Raw genomic sequence first — 14,991 nt, 5'->3', positions numbered from 1 at the left:
TATGACCCTGCTCAAGCAACTTAAACAAGATATTCAAACCGGTGTATTTTTGCCTGGAGAAGTCCTGCGTCAAACCGAACTGGCAGCTCGTTACCAAGTTAGCCGGATACCGGTGCGTGATGCAATTAGCACGCTGCTAAACGAAGGCTGGCTGGTTCGCCACGGGAAGGCAGGTGTTGCCGTCGCCGCGTTTGATCAACAGGAGGTAGAAGATATTTATTTGATGCGGATGCGACTGGAGCCATTAATACTGGAACTGGCTTTCCCACATCTGAGCAAAGCGCTACTGGGCCAGGCAGAAGATCTGCTCGATTTGGCTGACAACGCCCGGACAGCCCAACAAGTAGGTGAACTTAACTGGCGATTTCACCAAAGTCTGTACCAATGTGCAAACCGGGTGACGCTGATGGACACCGTGAATCATTTACACCAGCAATGTGCCCGTTATATCGGTTATCAATCGATCAACCTGCACCATATGCATCGCAGTCAACAGGAGCACCGGCAAATGATCACGGCGCTGCGTCAGCAAAATCTGACCGCGGCTAACGACCTGCTTATCAGCCATATCCAGCAAGCCGGTCAACTTCTGGTCGAGCATATCCGGCACTCCCCGGAACACAAATAACAGATTAAACAATACACAATGCGTTTTTTGTTATAGGCAATAGGTGATTAATCGCTCTATGGTTTTTATCTTCTGTCTGGGGAATAACCAATGAAACGCTTGCTATTATTATGGGCCTGTCTGATGAGTATCAATGTAACTGCCAACCAGTTTGACCAGCAACTCAGCGTGGGTAACCCGGTAATAACCGGGAGTGCCAGCTATGATCCGCAAAGCCAGCAATACCGCATAAAAGGTGCCGGCGCCAATATGTGGTTTAAGCAGGATCAGATGCACTACCTGTATAAGCAGTTACGCGGAGATTTTATCTTGCGTACCCAGGTAGCATTTATCGGTGAAGGTGTTGATCCACACCGCAAGATTGGCTGGACGGTGCGCAATAACCTGGACACCAGCTCGGCACAGGTCACCGGCGTGGTGCATGGTGATGGCTTAACCTCGTTGCAGTTTCGTCGCCAACAAGGCCAGGATACTGAACAAATCGTCTCTGAGATAACCCAAGCCGATATATTACAGCTGGAACGACGCGGCAATACCTATATATTCTCTGCCGCACCTTATGGCGAACCGCTGCAATCAGTCCAGGTGAAGAATGTAGAATTGGGCGACAATCCCTATATCGGTCTATTTGTCTGTTCGCATAATCCCCAAGTAGTGGAACAGGCTGTTTTCAGTAATGTGCGTATCATTACCCCGGCAGCGCCGGATTTTAAACCCTACCAGGACTATATCGGCAGCAACCTTGAACTCATGGATGTACAAAGCGGCCGGCGCAAGATAATCCACAGTGCGCCAAACTCGTTACAGGCTCCCAACTGGACTCATGATGGCTCGACTCTTATCTATAATGCCGAGGGAAAACTGTATAACTACGATTTGGCCAGCGGCAATATCAGTGAGCTCAACACCGGTTTTGCCACCGACAACAATAACGATCATGTATTAAGCTGGGATGGCAAACAAATCGCTATCAGCCACCATAATCCTGATGACGAACGTCGCTCAACGGCTTACATTTTGCCTTTAGGTGGCAGCGATAATCCTGTCCAGATAAATAAAACCGGGGCCGGACACACCTTCTTGCATGGCTGGTCACCGGATGACAAGAACCTGATTTTTACCGGCCAGCGTGATAACAAATGGAATATTGTCAAAATCAATATCGCCACCGGCCAGGAAACCCTGCTGACTGATAACAACTATCTGGATGACGGTTCGGAATATGCACCCGATGGGGAACATATATATTTTAATTCTACCCGCACCGGCAGCATGAAAATTTGGCGGATGAAAGCCGATGGCAGCGAACCAACCCAGCTAACTTTCGATGAATATAATGACTGGTTTCCGCATATTTCCCCCGATGGCAAACAAATGATCATGCTATCATACTTGCCGGACGTGGCTGCCGATGACCATCCGTTTTACCGCCAGGTATATTTACGAATGATGCCTACCGATTTAAGCCGTACGCCCAAAGTGATTGCCTATATTTATGGCGGTCAGGGCACCATCAATGTGCCGAGCTGGTCACCAGACGGCAAAACCGTCAGCTTTATCAGTAATTCGATGATAGAAGTTGACTAAAAACCGTGCGATAAGCTGGCCTTAAATATGTCAGCTTTCTTTACATTCAATCATTCAACTTATCCTTATCTAGCTGTTTTATATAATAAATAAATTTTGGCGTACTAATTGCTCATTTGCACCGGAACTTAATAACTCGATTGTGTTTTAACATCTATATAAGGAAATAATATGCGCAAACTTAATTCTTTTGTTTGCGGCGCAGTATTAAGTAGTCTGCTCGCCACCACCTCTTTATCATTTAGCGCTAACGCTTCAATACTGCTTAGTTGGGATCATGATAATGATATCAGCACAGCTGATGGATTTGGTGATTTAGCCATGAATCGCAACGATGACGGGTCTTCCAGCCAAATCTTTTTTAATGATTTTGCCAATTTAGCTTTTGATGCCGGAATTAACTTTTTCGGCAATCAACAGGATTCGTTCTATATCAACAACAATGGCAACATTACCTTTAACGGACCTGTATCAACCTATACTCCAGATCCGTTCCCTGTTTCCAATCAACCTATGATCGCGCCTTTTTGGGGCGATGTTGATACAGGGTGCGAGGATTGCGGTGAAGTGTTTTTTGGTTCCCCAAATCAGGACACTTTAGTAGTGACCTGGAATAACGTCGGTTTTTTTAATGAAAACAGCTCTAAAACAAACTCTTTTCAGTTGGTATTGATAGACAGAGCCGATACCGGCGCCGGTAATTTTGATGTTGAGTTTCGTTATGAAAAGCTGGAATGGACAACGGGCGACGCCTCTGACGGGGTTGGAGGTTTAGGTGGTACTCCGGCTCAAGCCGGTTATGATGCTGGAGACAGGACTAACTTTTACACTTTGCCAGGCTCCCGTACCGCTAATGTATTGGATTTAGCCAATACTTCAAACACCGGTACCAATGGCATCTGGACATTTGCCATCCGTAACGGAGAATTACCCGGTGATTCTCCTGCCAATCCGGTATTACCGATTATCGATCTTGCTCATCCAGGGGAGTACGAGTTCGAGTTTGTCATTACTGAACCTGAAACCCCTATTTTTATCGATCCAGATGTCGCTATCGGCTACGACTATATTGTTAACTCTGGTCCCCTTTTCGCTTCTGTTGTGCTACCTACCGGCTTCGACGACAACCTGTTTGATCTTTGGTTATGGGATAGCAATTTAAACGACTGGTTTGACACTACTATTGATATCACGGGTGGAATTGAATACTTTTTCACTACCGCGGTGGATCGTTTCAGAATCCTGGGCATTGATATAGCAGAAATGGTTGATCCAAATAACCCACTCGCCTTTGTTACGGGTCTGACATTTAACACCGCCGGTATAATCAATATGAATCAGAATGCCATTACCGAGTTTGTTGATGATGGAACCTCTAATCAGGTGCCAGAACCCCCCACGCTGCTATTGATGTTAGCTGCAGCAATGTGTTTATTACGCATTCGAAAACAGACAACCTCTCGGTAGAATAGACATCGAGTCTAAAAGGAGCTTCGGCTCCTTTTTAGTTGGAATAAAACAGGACGCCAATATGAAAATTTTCACCGCTATTTTATCACTGCTGTTAGTATCGTTGCAGACACTGGCTGACACCAGTCAGGACTTTGGTAAATGGAGTTTGATTTGTGGTGATGCCGGTAATTGTTCCTTATCCCAGATAGTGAGCAGCGATCAAAGCGGTAGCAATATTGTGCTCGGGGCAACGGTCAACTTCGCTGTCTCAAAAGATTTTCCAATCTTAATGTTACGTTTGCCACCATCTTTATTTCAGCAAAGTGGCGTCGGGATAAAAATAGACAAGAACAAACCGATTCAAGTTCCTCTTTCGCAATGTGCCCCAAGTGCTTGTCAAAGTGTGATAAAAATGGATAAACAATTGTTGGACGAAATGATGACCGGCGAAAATGTACAAGTTGCTGTTGCGATTCAAAAAAACAAACAACTGACATTGCCTTTATCACTGGAAGGCTTTAAGAAAGGATTTGCTGCATTGCAGCAGTCGCAGCACTAGAAAGCGGGTCAAGTCACGTCAGCGCTGCCTGGCGTATTGGGCCGTTGTTCATTCATTTATCCAACAAATCCACGGCATCAACCAATAGTTGTATTGATGTCCGGCCACGAAATTCATTAATATCCAATTTATAGGCAAGCTGTACTTGGCGTGCCTGTTTATTCGGCCATTGTTCGGTATCCACGTTAAATGCAATGGCATCAAACAATTCGCCTGATTGAGTCGTCACCTGCATTTTCAAATGTTTCTGACCCACTATTTTTTGTTCAACCAGATTAAATACGCCATCGAACAAGGGTTCTTCAAAACCCTGCCCCCAGGGACCAGCCTGTTTAAGTTGCCGGGCGAAATCCAGTGTTAACTCATGATCATCCAGTTCCCCGTCTGACAGGATAGCACCCTGCAAGGGTTTATCTTGTAACCACTGCTCGGCAACCAGATGAAACGCCGTCTCAAATTCAGCTAAATGCGACACAGGTAAAGACAATCCGGCCGCCATCGCATGACCTCCGAACTTGCTAATCAATCCTGGATAACGGCTGTTGATATCTTCCAGCAGATCGCGAATATGCAAACCGGGAATAGAGCGCGCCGAGCCTTTGATGATCTCGTCATCCTGATGAGCAAAGGCTATTGTGGGACGAAAATACTTTTCTTTGATTCTGCCGGCCAGAATCCCAATTACGCCCTGATGCCAGTCGGCCTGATACAAACACAACCCGTAAGGCAAAGCCTGTTCGGATAACTGCAGGGAATCCAGCGCTTTTACCGCTTCTTGCTGCATGGAAGCTTCGATTTCACGCCGTTCACGGTTCAGACTATCCAGTTGCACGGCCATTTGGCGTGCCTGGCCAATATCGTTACATAGCAGGCATTCAATCCCTTGTGACATATCATCTAGCCGGCCGGCAGCATTAAGTCTCGGTCCAATCACAAAGCCGAGATCGGAAGCGGCTAAATTGCCTTGTTTACGTCCTGCCACTTCAAATATGGCAGATATACCCGGGCGACATTGGCCGGAGCGAATGCGCTGAATGCCCTGATGAACCAAAATCCGGTTATTGTGATCCAGCTTAACTACGTCTGCTACCGTTCCCAACGCGACAATATCCAGTAACTCGGCCAAATTAGGTTCTGTTTTGTCGGCAAACCACCCTCGTAATTTTAATTCGGCCTTAAGTGCCAGCATCATATAAAATGCAACACCTACTCCAGCCAAATTTTTGGAAGGAAAATCACAGTCAGGCTGGTTAGGGTTTACAATCGCATGGGCATCGGGCAAGGCTTCCCCAGGTAAATGATGATCGGTAATAATCACCTCCATCCCCAGCTCACGCGCCCTAGCCACGCCTTTAATACAGGCAATACCACTATCCACCGTCATAATCAGCTGAGCGTGCTGCTGATGGGCCACTTCGACAATTTCCGGACTCAATCCGTAACCAAAATCAAACCTGTTGGGTACCAGATAGTCATGGTTTTGGCTGTCTAAACGAGCTAATGCCAGCATGCACAATGCAGTGCTGGTGGCACCATCCGCATCAAAATCACCAACAATGATTATTTTACGTTGCCCGGCAATCGCGTCGGCCAAGTATTGGGCAGCCAGAGTAATACCTTTTAGCTGGTTAAAGTGAGCTAATCCGGCCAAACCGGTTGCAATCTGCTGTTCATCGGTAATGCCCCGGGTGGCATAAATCTGCAATAGACGGTTTGGCAAGATGTTCGTCGTCGGGAACTGCGGTTGCAACTGACGACGAACAATATTGATAGTCATAACGAGTTGTTTTTATTCAATAAATTTAAAAAAGGCAGGTTAAAATCAAAGTTCATTTAATACCGCAAGCATTTGAGCTGGCGTCTGGTACCCGGGTACCAGTGTACCATCCGGCAAAATGATCGATGGCGTGGCATTCACTCCAACCTGTACGGCAAATTCATATTCACTACGTACTTTATTGTCGCAGGTTTTGGCTGTGACATTCTCTCCCGCTTTCGCCTCGGTCAGGGCTTCTTTCGGATCGGCTGCGCACCAGATAGACACCAGATCATCGTAAGTCTTGCTATTTAACCCTCCACGCGGGAATGCCAGATAGTCAACCGTAATTCCCAGTTTGTTGTACTGGGCTATCTGCGAATGCAGTTTGCGGCAATAACCACAGGTAATATCGGTAAATACCGAGATCCGGTACTTTTCATTTTCTGCGGCAAAACGGATTGTTGCACCGTCAAAATCTTTCAGGCCTTGCTGACGCAAATGGGCCAAAGTCTTTTCCGTTTCATTCACCAAACCGTCGTTCAAGTTAAACAATCGTCCATGAATGAGATACTTACCATCAGCAGAGCTGTAAAACACCCCTTTATCTGTAATCAGTTCTTTCAAACCGGCTACCGGCGCATCATTAATCTGCTGTACCTGCATACCCAAATTGGTCAACAGAAAACTTTTTAACGCCGCGTCTTTGTCATCAGCCAGACTCTGGTGACTGACTAACATTACAAACAGGGAAAAAATTAACTTCTTTATCATGTAAGAATACTTCTTTTAGCAATAAGCAGGTTCAGTCTAGGACCGGCTAGAACGGGTTATAGTTGCATTGTATGTGATCAATACCAACAAATCAGCCCCAGGGACTGATGAGTTTTCATATTTACCACTGTTGAGAAATGAAAATATCTCAACCGAGGCGTAAACAACGCCGTTTAGTCATCTAAATCAGTCTGTTTACCCACTTTTTTTAATAATGAAGGAAGCGAGGGATTTTCAGACTCAACCCGGTGGGCTGGGACTATTTTTCCTTCTCACTGCGTTATCAAACGTTTAAAGAGAACCACTCTTCGCGCGTTTTCTGCTTTGTGGTAAGAAAAAATAGCCGCCAGCAGTGGCCAATATGAAAGCCCATCAGCCCCTTGGATGATGTTCAAGTATGACATTTTGTAACCTTTGCGTCGCTACATGGGTGTAAATCTGGGTAGTAGACAAATCACTATGTCCCAGCAGCATCTGCACCACGCGCAGGTCGGCGCCATGATTGAGTAAATGGGTAGCAAAAGCATGGCGCAATGTATGTGGCGACAAATCCACTTTGATGTCAGCCAACTTGGCGTAATGTTTAATCCTGTACCAAAACGTCTGGCGGGTCATTTGAGTGCCGCGTTTGCTGGGAAACAACACGTCACTGTTGCCATTCAACAATAATCCCCGTCCTTGACGGATAAAACGCTCAAGCCATTCCAGCGCTTCTTCACCCAAAGGCACTAATCTTTCTTTGTTGCCTTTACCGATAACCCGCACCACACCTTGCACTAAACTAAGCTGGTTCATATGTAAGCCCACCAGTTCACTAACCCGCAAACCTGTTGCATAAAGCACTTCCAGCATGGCTTTGTCCCGCAGCTGAACCGGATCTTCCGCTTGCGGTGCAGCGAGTAAACCTTCGACTTGCGATTCACTTAAGGTTTTTGGTAACGACTGGGGAATTTTGGGGTTTTGTAACATCCGCATGGGATCATCCATGCGTAATTTATTGTGCAACTGAAATTGGATAAAACCGCGTAAACTGCTTAAAAACCGCGATGTACTGCGTTCCGACAGGCCCTTGTCATAACGATGGGCCAGATAAAAATTAATATCGCTGTCCGTCATATTGGTCAAGGTTATTTCTTGGCTGGCCAGGAACGTGGCGAATTGTTTTAAATCTCTTCCGTAGGCCGATAATGTATTATCACTCAGGCCTTTCTCCAGCCACAACGACTGCAAAAACGGCTCGATATCGTCAAGATTTTGTTGCTCATACGCGATTTGATTTGCCCGACCTGCCACCGACTCTCATGCCTTTGAAGGAATTCATCGCGACATCTTATCACTGTTTCTCAATGACAGACTGCCAATAGGTTAACTAAATTACCGCAGGCTGAGCTTTTGGATAATGCGGAGAAATCGTCTGACGAACGCCATTCCCCCACACAATAGATTGATTAAACAGACCATGTAGCAATTTCTGATCGACATTTAATTCTTTAGATAAACGGATCAGATTGAGCCAGTTGGCACTCTCAAATGCTTTTGCAACCGACAAATAATCAGCCAGCCGACCACGCTCCCCCATTAACGCCTGTTTGATTTCGCTATCAATTGGCAGTTTGCTAACGACATCAGATAAATTCTGGCTTAACAATGCGTCCAGTAACGAGAACAATCCCACTAAAAAACCTTTAGGTGGATTGTCCACATCCTTTCTGGCGTGACTCAGTAACTCACAGAATTTGGCCCGAACCAGCGACATATGCAACAGTTCCATCGGTTTATCATCACCCAACTTGGCTAACGCCAGAATCGAGATAAATTTCTTCAGCTCTATCTCGCCCATATAATTTAACGCATGGCGCAAAGAGGTTATTTCATAACGCTTGTTCACCGTCGGGTTATTGATAAACCGCAAAAGCATATAGGCTAAACCCACATCCCGTTCCAGAATCGCATTGACGCGTTCAAAAGAAAACGTAGTGTTGGCGCTTTCCTTCATCAATTCAATCAGGGCCAATTTAGAGGTGGGCAAATTCTTTTGTTTAATCACCTCGGGTCTGGCAAAGAAAAAACCCTGAAATAGCTCAAAGCCCATATTGTTATATAAATTGAATTCTTCATGGGTTTCGACTTTTTCTGCCAATAGCTGGATATTGGCCTTTTGAAACTTATCGACATGGCGGGCTACTGTCTGATAATCCGTCAGATGAGTATCAACTTTAATAATATCGATATAGGGCATAAAAATATCCCAACGCGGATTAAAATTATAATCATCCAGCGCCAGCTTGTATCCCTTATCCTTTATCTTCTTGCAGGCCGTAATCATTTCTTCTGTAGTGGGAATTGTCTCGACGATCTCGACCACTACATGCTCGGGATCGAGCATGCTGGGAAACTCATTTAGCAAGGTATCTTTATGAAAATTGATGAAAGAGGTTTTATGGCAGGCGATATCTTCCAGCCCTAGAGTCAGGTGGTTATTCGCCAATATTTTTGAGGTTGCTTCATCGGGTTGAATGTTAGGAAAGCAATTTTCCTTACCATCACGAAACAATAGTTCGTATGCACAAACATTTTGATCCTTGTCCAGTATTGGTTGACGAGCAACGTACGCAAACATTCAATTTATCCCCAGTTGAATTACTGATAACTTTTTGCTCAGAGCACTTTATCAGCAACTTTTCCATAGGCCAACAAATATAAGCCTTATAGCCAACTATAAAAAGCTTTTGCTGTGTTGAAAATCAACAATAAATTTATCCTGCACTGGATTTCAGTAACGCTTGTCCGCACAATACGCATCATTTCCTCCCAACCGAGAGTGTTTATGGCTGCGACAATTGGTCTGTTTTACGGCTCTACTACATGCTATACCGAAATGGCAGCAGAAAAAATCCAGCAAGCGTTGGGACAAGAGCTGGTCGACTTGCATAATATCAAGGAGGTAGCCCTGTCCCTTGCTGAACAATATGATGTACTGATTTTCGGGATTTCCACCTGGGATTTTGGTGAGTTGCAAGAAGACTGGGAGTCACACTGGGATGATATCCGCTCATTAGATTTAGCCAATAAAACCGTGGCCCTTTACGGTATGGGTGACCAAACAGGTTATGCCGAATGGTTTCAGGATGCGTTGGGCTTGCTGCATGACGAGCTGGTGTTGCTGGACTGCCAGATTATCGGCTATTGGCCAAATCAGAATTATGAATTTATTGCCTCCAAAGCCCTGACCGAAGATCGCACTCACTTTGTTGGCTTGTCGCTGGATGACGAAAACCAGTATGACTTGACCGATGCACGTATCGAACAGTGGACGGAACAACTGCTGGAACAATTGAGCTAAATGTCATTTGAACAATAATTCGTCACATCGTCATACTGATGTATCAAAGAACATACCCTAAAAATACCGGTCTCACGCCGTTTTCAAGCCTATAAACCTAGATAAATCAATTGCTTTTCTCTAGACTTCGCGCCGCTGAATTTTCGGGTGATTTTTAACCGCGTTTCAACCCCGTCAATCAATAATCATTTCACTGCATCTGTCGAGTGACTGATTTTTGAAATTCAGCTAACGGAGCCATCTGTAATGCCAATAACTTTACAGGCTGCAAATAGAAACTACTTTTAAACTAGTTTCGGTAACAACGAGTAGGATGTAAAAATGAAAAAATCAACAATATTGATGTTTTTAACCGCTTTGATTTGTTTTAGTGCCACCGCCGAAATTCGCTTTTCGGGCTTTGCCACCGTAGCTGCAGGAATGACCTCAGGCAGCGATGAAACATTCAACGGTTATGATGACGATTTCGACATGAAAACCGGCTCATTCTTTGCCATTCAGGGCAGCTCAGATCTGGGTGAAGGACTTAGTGCTACAGTGCAAATACTGTCACGCGGTGAAAATGACTGGGATCCCAAGTTTGCCTGGGCCTATCTAAGTTACGAAGCCAATGATGAATGGCGAATTCTGTTGGGTCGCCAGCGGGCACCGCTGTTTCTATATTCTGATTATCTCGATGTTTCCTATGCCTATCACTGGATCCGTCCTCCTGCTGCTGTTTACGACCTACCTTTTGACTCTTTTGATGGCGTCGGCTCTATTTATACGGCCAACTTTGATCAGTCAACGCTAACGACCCACATTGTTTTCGGTAACAACACGGATAAACAGGTGCTGTTCTCAGGCACACCTATATCAACAGAATTCAAACAACTATTAGGCGGTTCCGTCACCTGGAACTACGACTGGTTAACACTGCGTGGTGCGTATTTCCAAAGCGATTTGACTTTCCCCTTTGAACAAGGCGCTCCCGACAGCACTGCTGCAGGTCTTGCAGCTCTTCAGGCCGGTTGGGCGCAAACCCCCTTTGCTTCTATCAGTGATGAGCTCGACGTTAATGATGATCGGGGTGTTTTTACCGAGCTAGGATTACAAATCGATCTTAACGACTGGCTATTCGTGGTTGAAGGCACCAAGGTGAATATTGACCACACTATTTTACCTGATCAATCTTCCTGGTATGCCTCGTTGGGTAAACGTATGGGTAGTTTTATGCTGCATGCTACCTACGGCAAAAATAAAGATACCAGCGAGGATATACTGGGCAACAGCGGCGTACCTGTTGGTGCGGATCCAACACTGGATTTCCTGTACGCCAGCACTCAAGGCGCACTGGACAGCCTGAATGAAGACAGTGATTTTTACACACTCGGTGCCCGCTGGAATTTTCATGATTCAGCGGCGTTAAAATTCGAATTTACCAGTACTGACAGTGAGCTGACAAATCAGGATGCCAACTTGTTCCAGCTCGCCATTGTCAGCGTATTTTAAGGAGAGTGAAGATGAAAAAATTATTCAGTATGATTGCGCTTGTATCGTCCGCGCTTTTTTCTTCATTCAGTAATGCCGATATCGCAGTAATTGTCAATCCGGCCAATAGCGCCACAATTAGTCAGGATGACGTGGTTAAACTGTTTTTAGGTAAAGCCAAAAGTTTTAGCAATGGCGACACTGCAGTGCCAGTTAACCAGGAGAACGGAGCGGTGGACGAATTTAACAGCAAAGTGCTAAACAAGTCAGGCAGCCAAATAAAGGCCTATTGGTCGAAACTGGTTTTCACTGGAAAAGGCACGCCCCCCAAGGAAGTCGACGGTGACGATGAAGTCAAGAAACTGGTTGCCGATAACCCTAATATTATCGGTTATATTGATGCCTCCAAGGCTGACGGATCAGTCAAAGTGGTCCTCACTCTGTAGCAACCTTGCCAGAACCATCTGATCAATATAAAAACACCCGCTAATGCGGGTGTTTTTATATCAGATTCTGCTTGCTAAACAGTAGGCGGTTATTTGAGCCTATGAGCCTTGGATATTTCATCCGGTCCAGTAATACACACATCCAGATCACGAATAATGCCGTCCTCAATACTGTATATCCAACCGTGGACAGCCAACTCCTGGCCAGACTTCCAGGCGTTTTGCACTATGGTGGTGTGACATACATTGGCAACCTGCTCGATCACATTCATTTCACATAATAGATCGACCTTTTCTTTTTCATTTTCGATGGCATCGATTGCCTCATGATTGTGTCGGTAAATATCTTTTATATTGCGTAACCAGTTGTCTATCAGTCCATGTTCCTGATTATCCAGCGCAGCTTTCACCCCTCCACAACCATAATGTCCACTGACAATAATATGTTTAACCTTGAGGACTTCAACCGCATACTGAATCACCGACAGGCAGTTCAGATCAGTATGAATGACCAAATTGGCAATATTACGATGTACAAAGATCTCACCGGGCATAACATCGACTATTTCACTGGCGGGCACCCGACTGTCCGAGCAACCAATCCACAAATATTCAGGATTTTGCTGTTTGGACAACTTGCTAAAAAAGTCCGGATCTTCTTTTTTAATCCTGTCTGCCCAGTTTCTATTGCGTTCAAAAAAACTACTTAACGTTCGCATAAGCTGTCACTACCATTTACATTTAAAAGAATTGATAAAAAAACAAACTGCCGGATAAAATAACAAATTAATGACCTGGAGGATAAGCTGTTTGTCAGTTTATCGATAAAACAACCTGCCAAATGCTCAATTATTCGCCAGTAATGTCAGTAACGCATCAATACTGATTGGGCGACTGAACAAATAGCCTTGTGCGGAATTGCAGCTGTTAGTAGTCAGAAAATCTTTTTGTTCATTTGTCTCTACGCCTTCGGCAATCACTCCCAGGTTCAGTTTATGTGCCATGGCAATAATGGCCGACACTATCGCCTTATCATTATCATCGGTAACGATATCCTGCACGAAAGAGCGATCTATTTTCAGAAAATCCAGCGGCAATTTTTTCAAATAAGCCAATGAACTATAGCCGGTACCGAAATCATCTACCGAAATACTGATGCCTATTTCACGTATGCGCACCAGCAAATTATGTATTTGCCGGTAATCGTTGACCAGCACACCTTCGGTAATTTCGAGTGCCAAATAAACCGGGTCAACCTGCCATTTGTCGATACAGGCTCGTACAAAGTCAAAAAAAGTCTGATCCACCACCTGCAAAGGTGACAGGTTCACTGCGATTTTGATGCTATAGCCAGCCTCGCCAATGGCTTTAAGTAGCTGACAAGCACGCTCAAACACCCATCGTCCAATAGGTCCGATTAAACCACTTTGTTCAGCAACAGGGATAAATAGTGTGGGCATAATCAGGCCCTTTTGCGGGTGATTCCAGCGGATTAACGCTTCTGCCTTAATGATCTTGCCGCTTTCCAGATCGAGAATAGGCTGAAGCAGTAATTCAAATTCATCATTGGATATGGCCTTTAATAGCTCTGCTTCCATTTCAATCCGTTGGCGTGACTGTTCTTTCAACTTCTGCGAATAGAACTGCACACTGCTTTTGCTGCTATCGCGACCGTTATAGGCACTTAAATCTGCAAATTTCATGAGCTCTTCGACGTCTTGTGCGTCATGCGGGAAGCTGGTGGCACCGATGGACAAACCGACCTGGTAACTCTCTCCTGTTTCGGTAAAAAAAGGTTGATTCAGCAGACTCAACAAACGCTGGGTAACGTTATTGCAATTATTCTCTTTATCAACATCCGCCAGAATAATTGCAAACTCATCTCCGCCCACTCTGGCAATATAATCCCTTTTCTTCAAGGAACGCGTCAATCGACCGGCCAGTTCTGCCAACAGTTTATCGCCTTCGCTATGCCCGTAAAATTCATTAATACGTTTAAAACCGTTAACGTCCACATACAGTAAATAAAAAGGGTGTCGATTATCGATTCGGCGCTGCAGAGTCTGCCAAAATGCATGGCGATTGGGTAAGTCAGTTAACGGGTCTTGCAGGGTTAACCGCTCATTTCGCTCCAGCAGATATTTAATGTGGGTGATGTCGTGGATAAAAAACACCCAGTTGCTGACTTGTGGCGATTCGTGCTTAACCGGATAAATTGCCAGCTTCAGCCACTTTAATGTATGCGGCGGACTTAACCAGCAGACTTCACCACTCCAACTCGAGCCGGTAGTAAAGATTCGTTCATATTCCGGCAACTGGGTTTGCATTAACTTCAGCAACATTTCTCTGGGGGTAGATTGCGCGCTGAGCCGACTTTTGCTGTATTCGAATAATTCAGAGACAGCCTTATTCTCGGTTACCAATTGCAAATTTTCATCCAGGATCATAACGGCAAAACCGGCATTCTCTATCGCCACCGCCAACGAGCCGACGCTGTGTGAAAAATCTGCGGGACTTTGCAGAATACCAAGTAAGCGGTTATGCAGGTAATCATGCTGCTCCAATAGCTTATCATTGGCCAGCATCAGCTCACGAGCCGATTGCAAGGTACGTTGTCGGTAAGCGAATTCGTCAGATTTATTTATCACTACTAGCAGCGGTTGACCGTTTTGTTTAATTGCGATGGCTTCGAGATTAAGCGATAAACCCGTGTCGCTCACCTCAGTCCACAGTCCTGACTTGAGCAAGCTATTTTCGGAAGACGACCAAATTCGCTGTGCATCAACAATAAAATCACTTAAAAACAGTGAAGTCTGGTCAATTTCAAAGGTCTGGTTCGATGATAGTTGCGGAACAAGCGCTTTTATCCAAGGTTTATCTCCCGCCACCCACTCGAATTGATCCGGATTGTCCGCAACAGGTTTTAGCACCAGTTGATCCAGCGCATTAACCAACTCTGTAAACAGTTGAGACATG

General features: G+C 45.1%; 13 protein-coding genes. 7 read left to right on the top strand and 6 right to left on the bottom strand.

Going from position 1 to position 14,991, the window contains the following annotated elements; all coding sequences use genetic code 11:
* Position 1 precedes the first annotated feature (1 nt).
* From V1467_RS05615 to V1467_RS05600, 4 genes are all read left to right on the top strand, one after another.
* A complete protein-coding gene (locus V1467_RS05615) occupies positions 2-628 on the top strand; it encodes a GntR family transcriptional regulator (protein ID WP_416307813.1) in 627 nt (208 codons plus the stop codon).
* A 90-nt stretch (positions 629-718) separates the two neighbouring features.
* Complete coding sequence (locus V1467_RS05610; protein ID WP_416307812.1) at positions 719-2,215, top strand: TolB family protein; 1,497 nt, start codon at positions 719-721, stop codon at positions 2,213-2,215.
* Between the two features lie 171 nt (positions 2,216-2,386).
* Entirely contained in the window at positions 2,387-3,682 is a 1,296-nt protein-coding gene (locus V1467_RS05605) for a nidogen-like domain-containing protein (protein ID WP_416307811.1), read from the top strand.
* Positions 3,683-3,746: 64 nt separating this feature from the next.
* Positions 3,747-4,226, top strand: coding sequence for an invasion associated locus B family protein (locus tag V1467_RS05600; protein ID WP_416307810.1), 480 nt, complete (start codon positions 3,747-3,749; stop codon positions 4,224-4,226).
* Between the two features lie 52 nt (positions 4,227-4,278).
* On the opposite strand, the gene recJ is transcribed toward V1467_RS05600, so the two are convergent.
* The 4 genes from recJ to V1467_RS05580 form a co-directional block, all read right to left on the bottom strand.
* Positions 4,279-6,003, bottom strand: coding sequence for a single-stranded-DNA-specific exonuclease RecJ (gene recJ / locus V1467_RS05595; RefSeq protein ID WP_416307809.1), 1,725 nt, complete (start codon positions 6,001-6,003; stop codon positions 4,279-4,281).
* A 45-nt stretch (positions 6,004-6,048) separates the two neighbouring features.
* The gene (gene dsbC / locus V1467_RS05590; protein WP_416307808.1) at positions 6,049-6,756 is read right to left on the bottom strand and encodes a bifunctional protein-disulfide isomerase/oxidoreductase DsbC; all 708 of its coding nucleotides are present in this window, start codon (positions 6,754-6,756) and stop codon (positions 6,049-6,051) included.
* 372 nt (positions 6,757-7,128) lie between these two features.
* On the bottom strand, positions 7,129-8,028 hold the full coding sequence (gene xerD, locus V1467_RS05585) for a site-specific tyrosine recombinase XerD (protein WP_416308656.1): 900 nt from the start codon (positions 8,026-8,028) through the stop codon (positions 7,129-7,131).
* A 97-nt stretch (positions 8,029-8,125) separates the two neighbouring features.
* The gene (locus V1467_RS05580) at positions 8,126-9,376 is read right to left on the bottom strand and encodes an EAL and HDOD domain-containing protein (protein ID WP_416307807.1); all 1,251 of its coding nucleotides are present in this window, start codon (positions 9,374-9,376) and stop codon (positions 8,126-8,128) included.
* A gap of 207 nt (positions 9,377-9,583) precedes the next feature.
* Here V1467_RS05580 and fldB point away from each other — a divergent pair, with 207 nt between their 5' ends.
* The 3 genes from fldB to V1467_RS05565 all read left to right on the top strand — a co-directional run bounded on the left by fldB (position 9,584) and on the right by V1467_RS05565 (position 12,015).
* A complete protein-coding gene (gene fldB, locus V1467_RS05575; protein ID WP_416307806.1) occupies positions 9,584-10,099 on the top strand; it encodes a flavodoxin FldB in 516 nt (171 codons plus the stop codon).
* Between the two features lie 321 nt (positions 10,100-10,420).
* A complete protein-coding gene (locus tag V1467_RS05570) occupies positions 10,421-11,590 on the top strand; it encodes a hypothetical protein (protein WP_416307805.1) in 1,170 nt (389 codons plus the stop codon).
* 11 nt (positions 11,591-11,601) lie between these two features.
* Positions 11,602-12,015, top strand: coding sequence for a phosphate ABC transporter substrate-binding protein (locus V1467_RS05565; RefSeq protein ID WP_416307804.1), 414 nt, complete (start codon positions 11,602-11,604; stop codon positions 12,013-12,015).
* Between the two features lie 89 nt (positions 12,016-12,104).
* On the opposite strand, the gene can is transcribed toward V1467_RS05565, so the two are convergent.
* Positions 12,105-12,734 carry a carbonate dehydratase gene (gene can, locus V1467_RS05560; protein ID WP_416307803.1) on the bottom strand — a complete coding sequence of 210 codons (630 nt, stop codon included), beginning with the start codon at positions 12,732-12,734 and terminating at the stop codon, positions 12,105-12,107.
* Positions 12,735-12,860: 126 nt separating this feature from the next.
* Positions 12,861-14,990: an EAL domain-containing protein gene (locus tag V1467_RS05555; RefSeq protein ID WP_416307802.1), complete on the bottom strand. Its 2,130-nt coding sequence runs from the start codon at positions 14,988-14,990 to the stop codon at positions 12,861-12,863.
* Between the last annotated feature and the right edge of the window lies 1 nt (position 14,991).

This window comes from Neptunicella plasticusilytica (genome assembly GCF_047922965.1).
Lineage (GTDB): Bacteria > Pseudomonadota > Gammaproteobacteria > Enterobacterales > Alteromonadaceae > Neptunicella > Neptunicella plasticusilytica.
The sequence above is the reverse complement of the archived record's forward strand: the minus strand, read 5'-3'. Positions and strand labels throughout refer to the sequence as shown.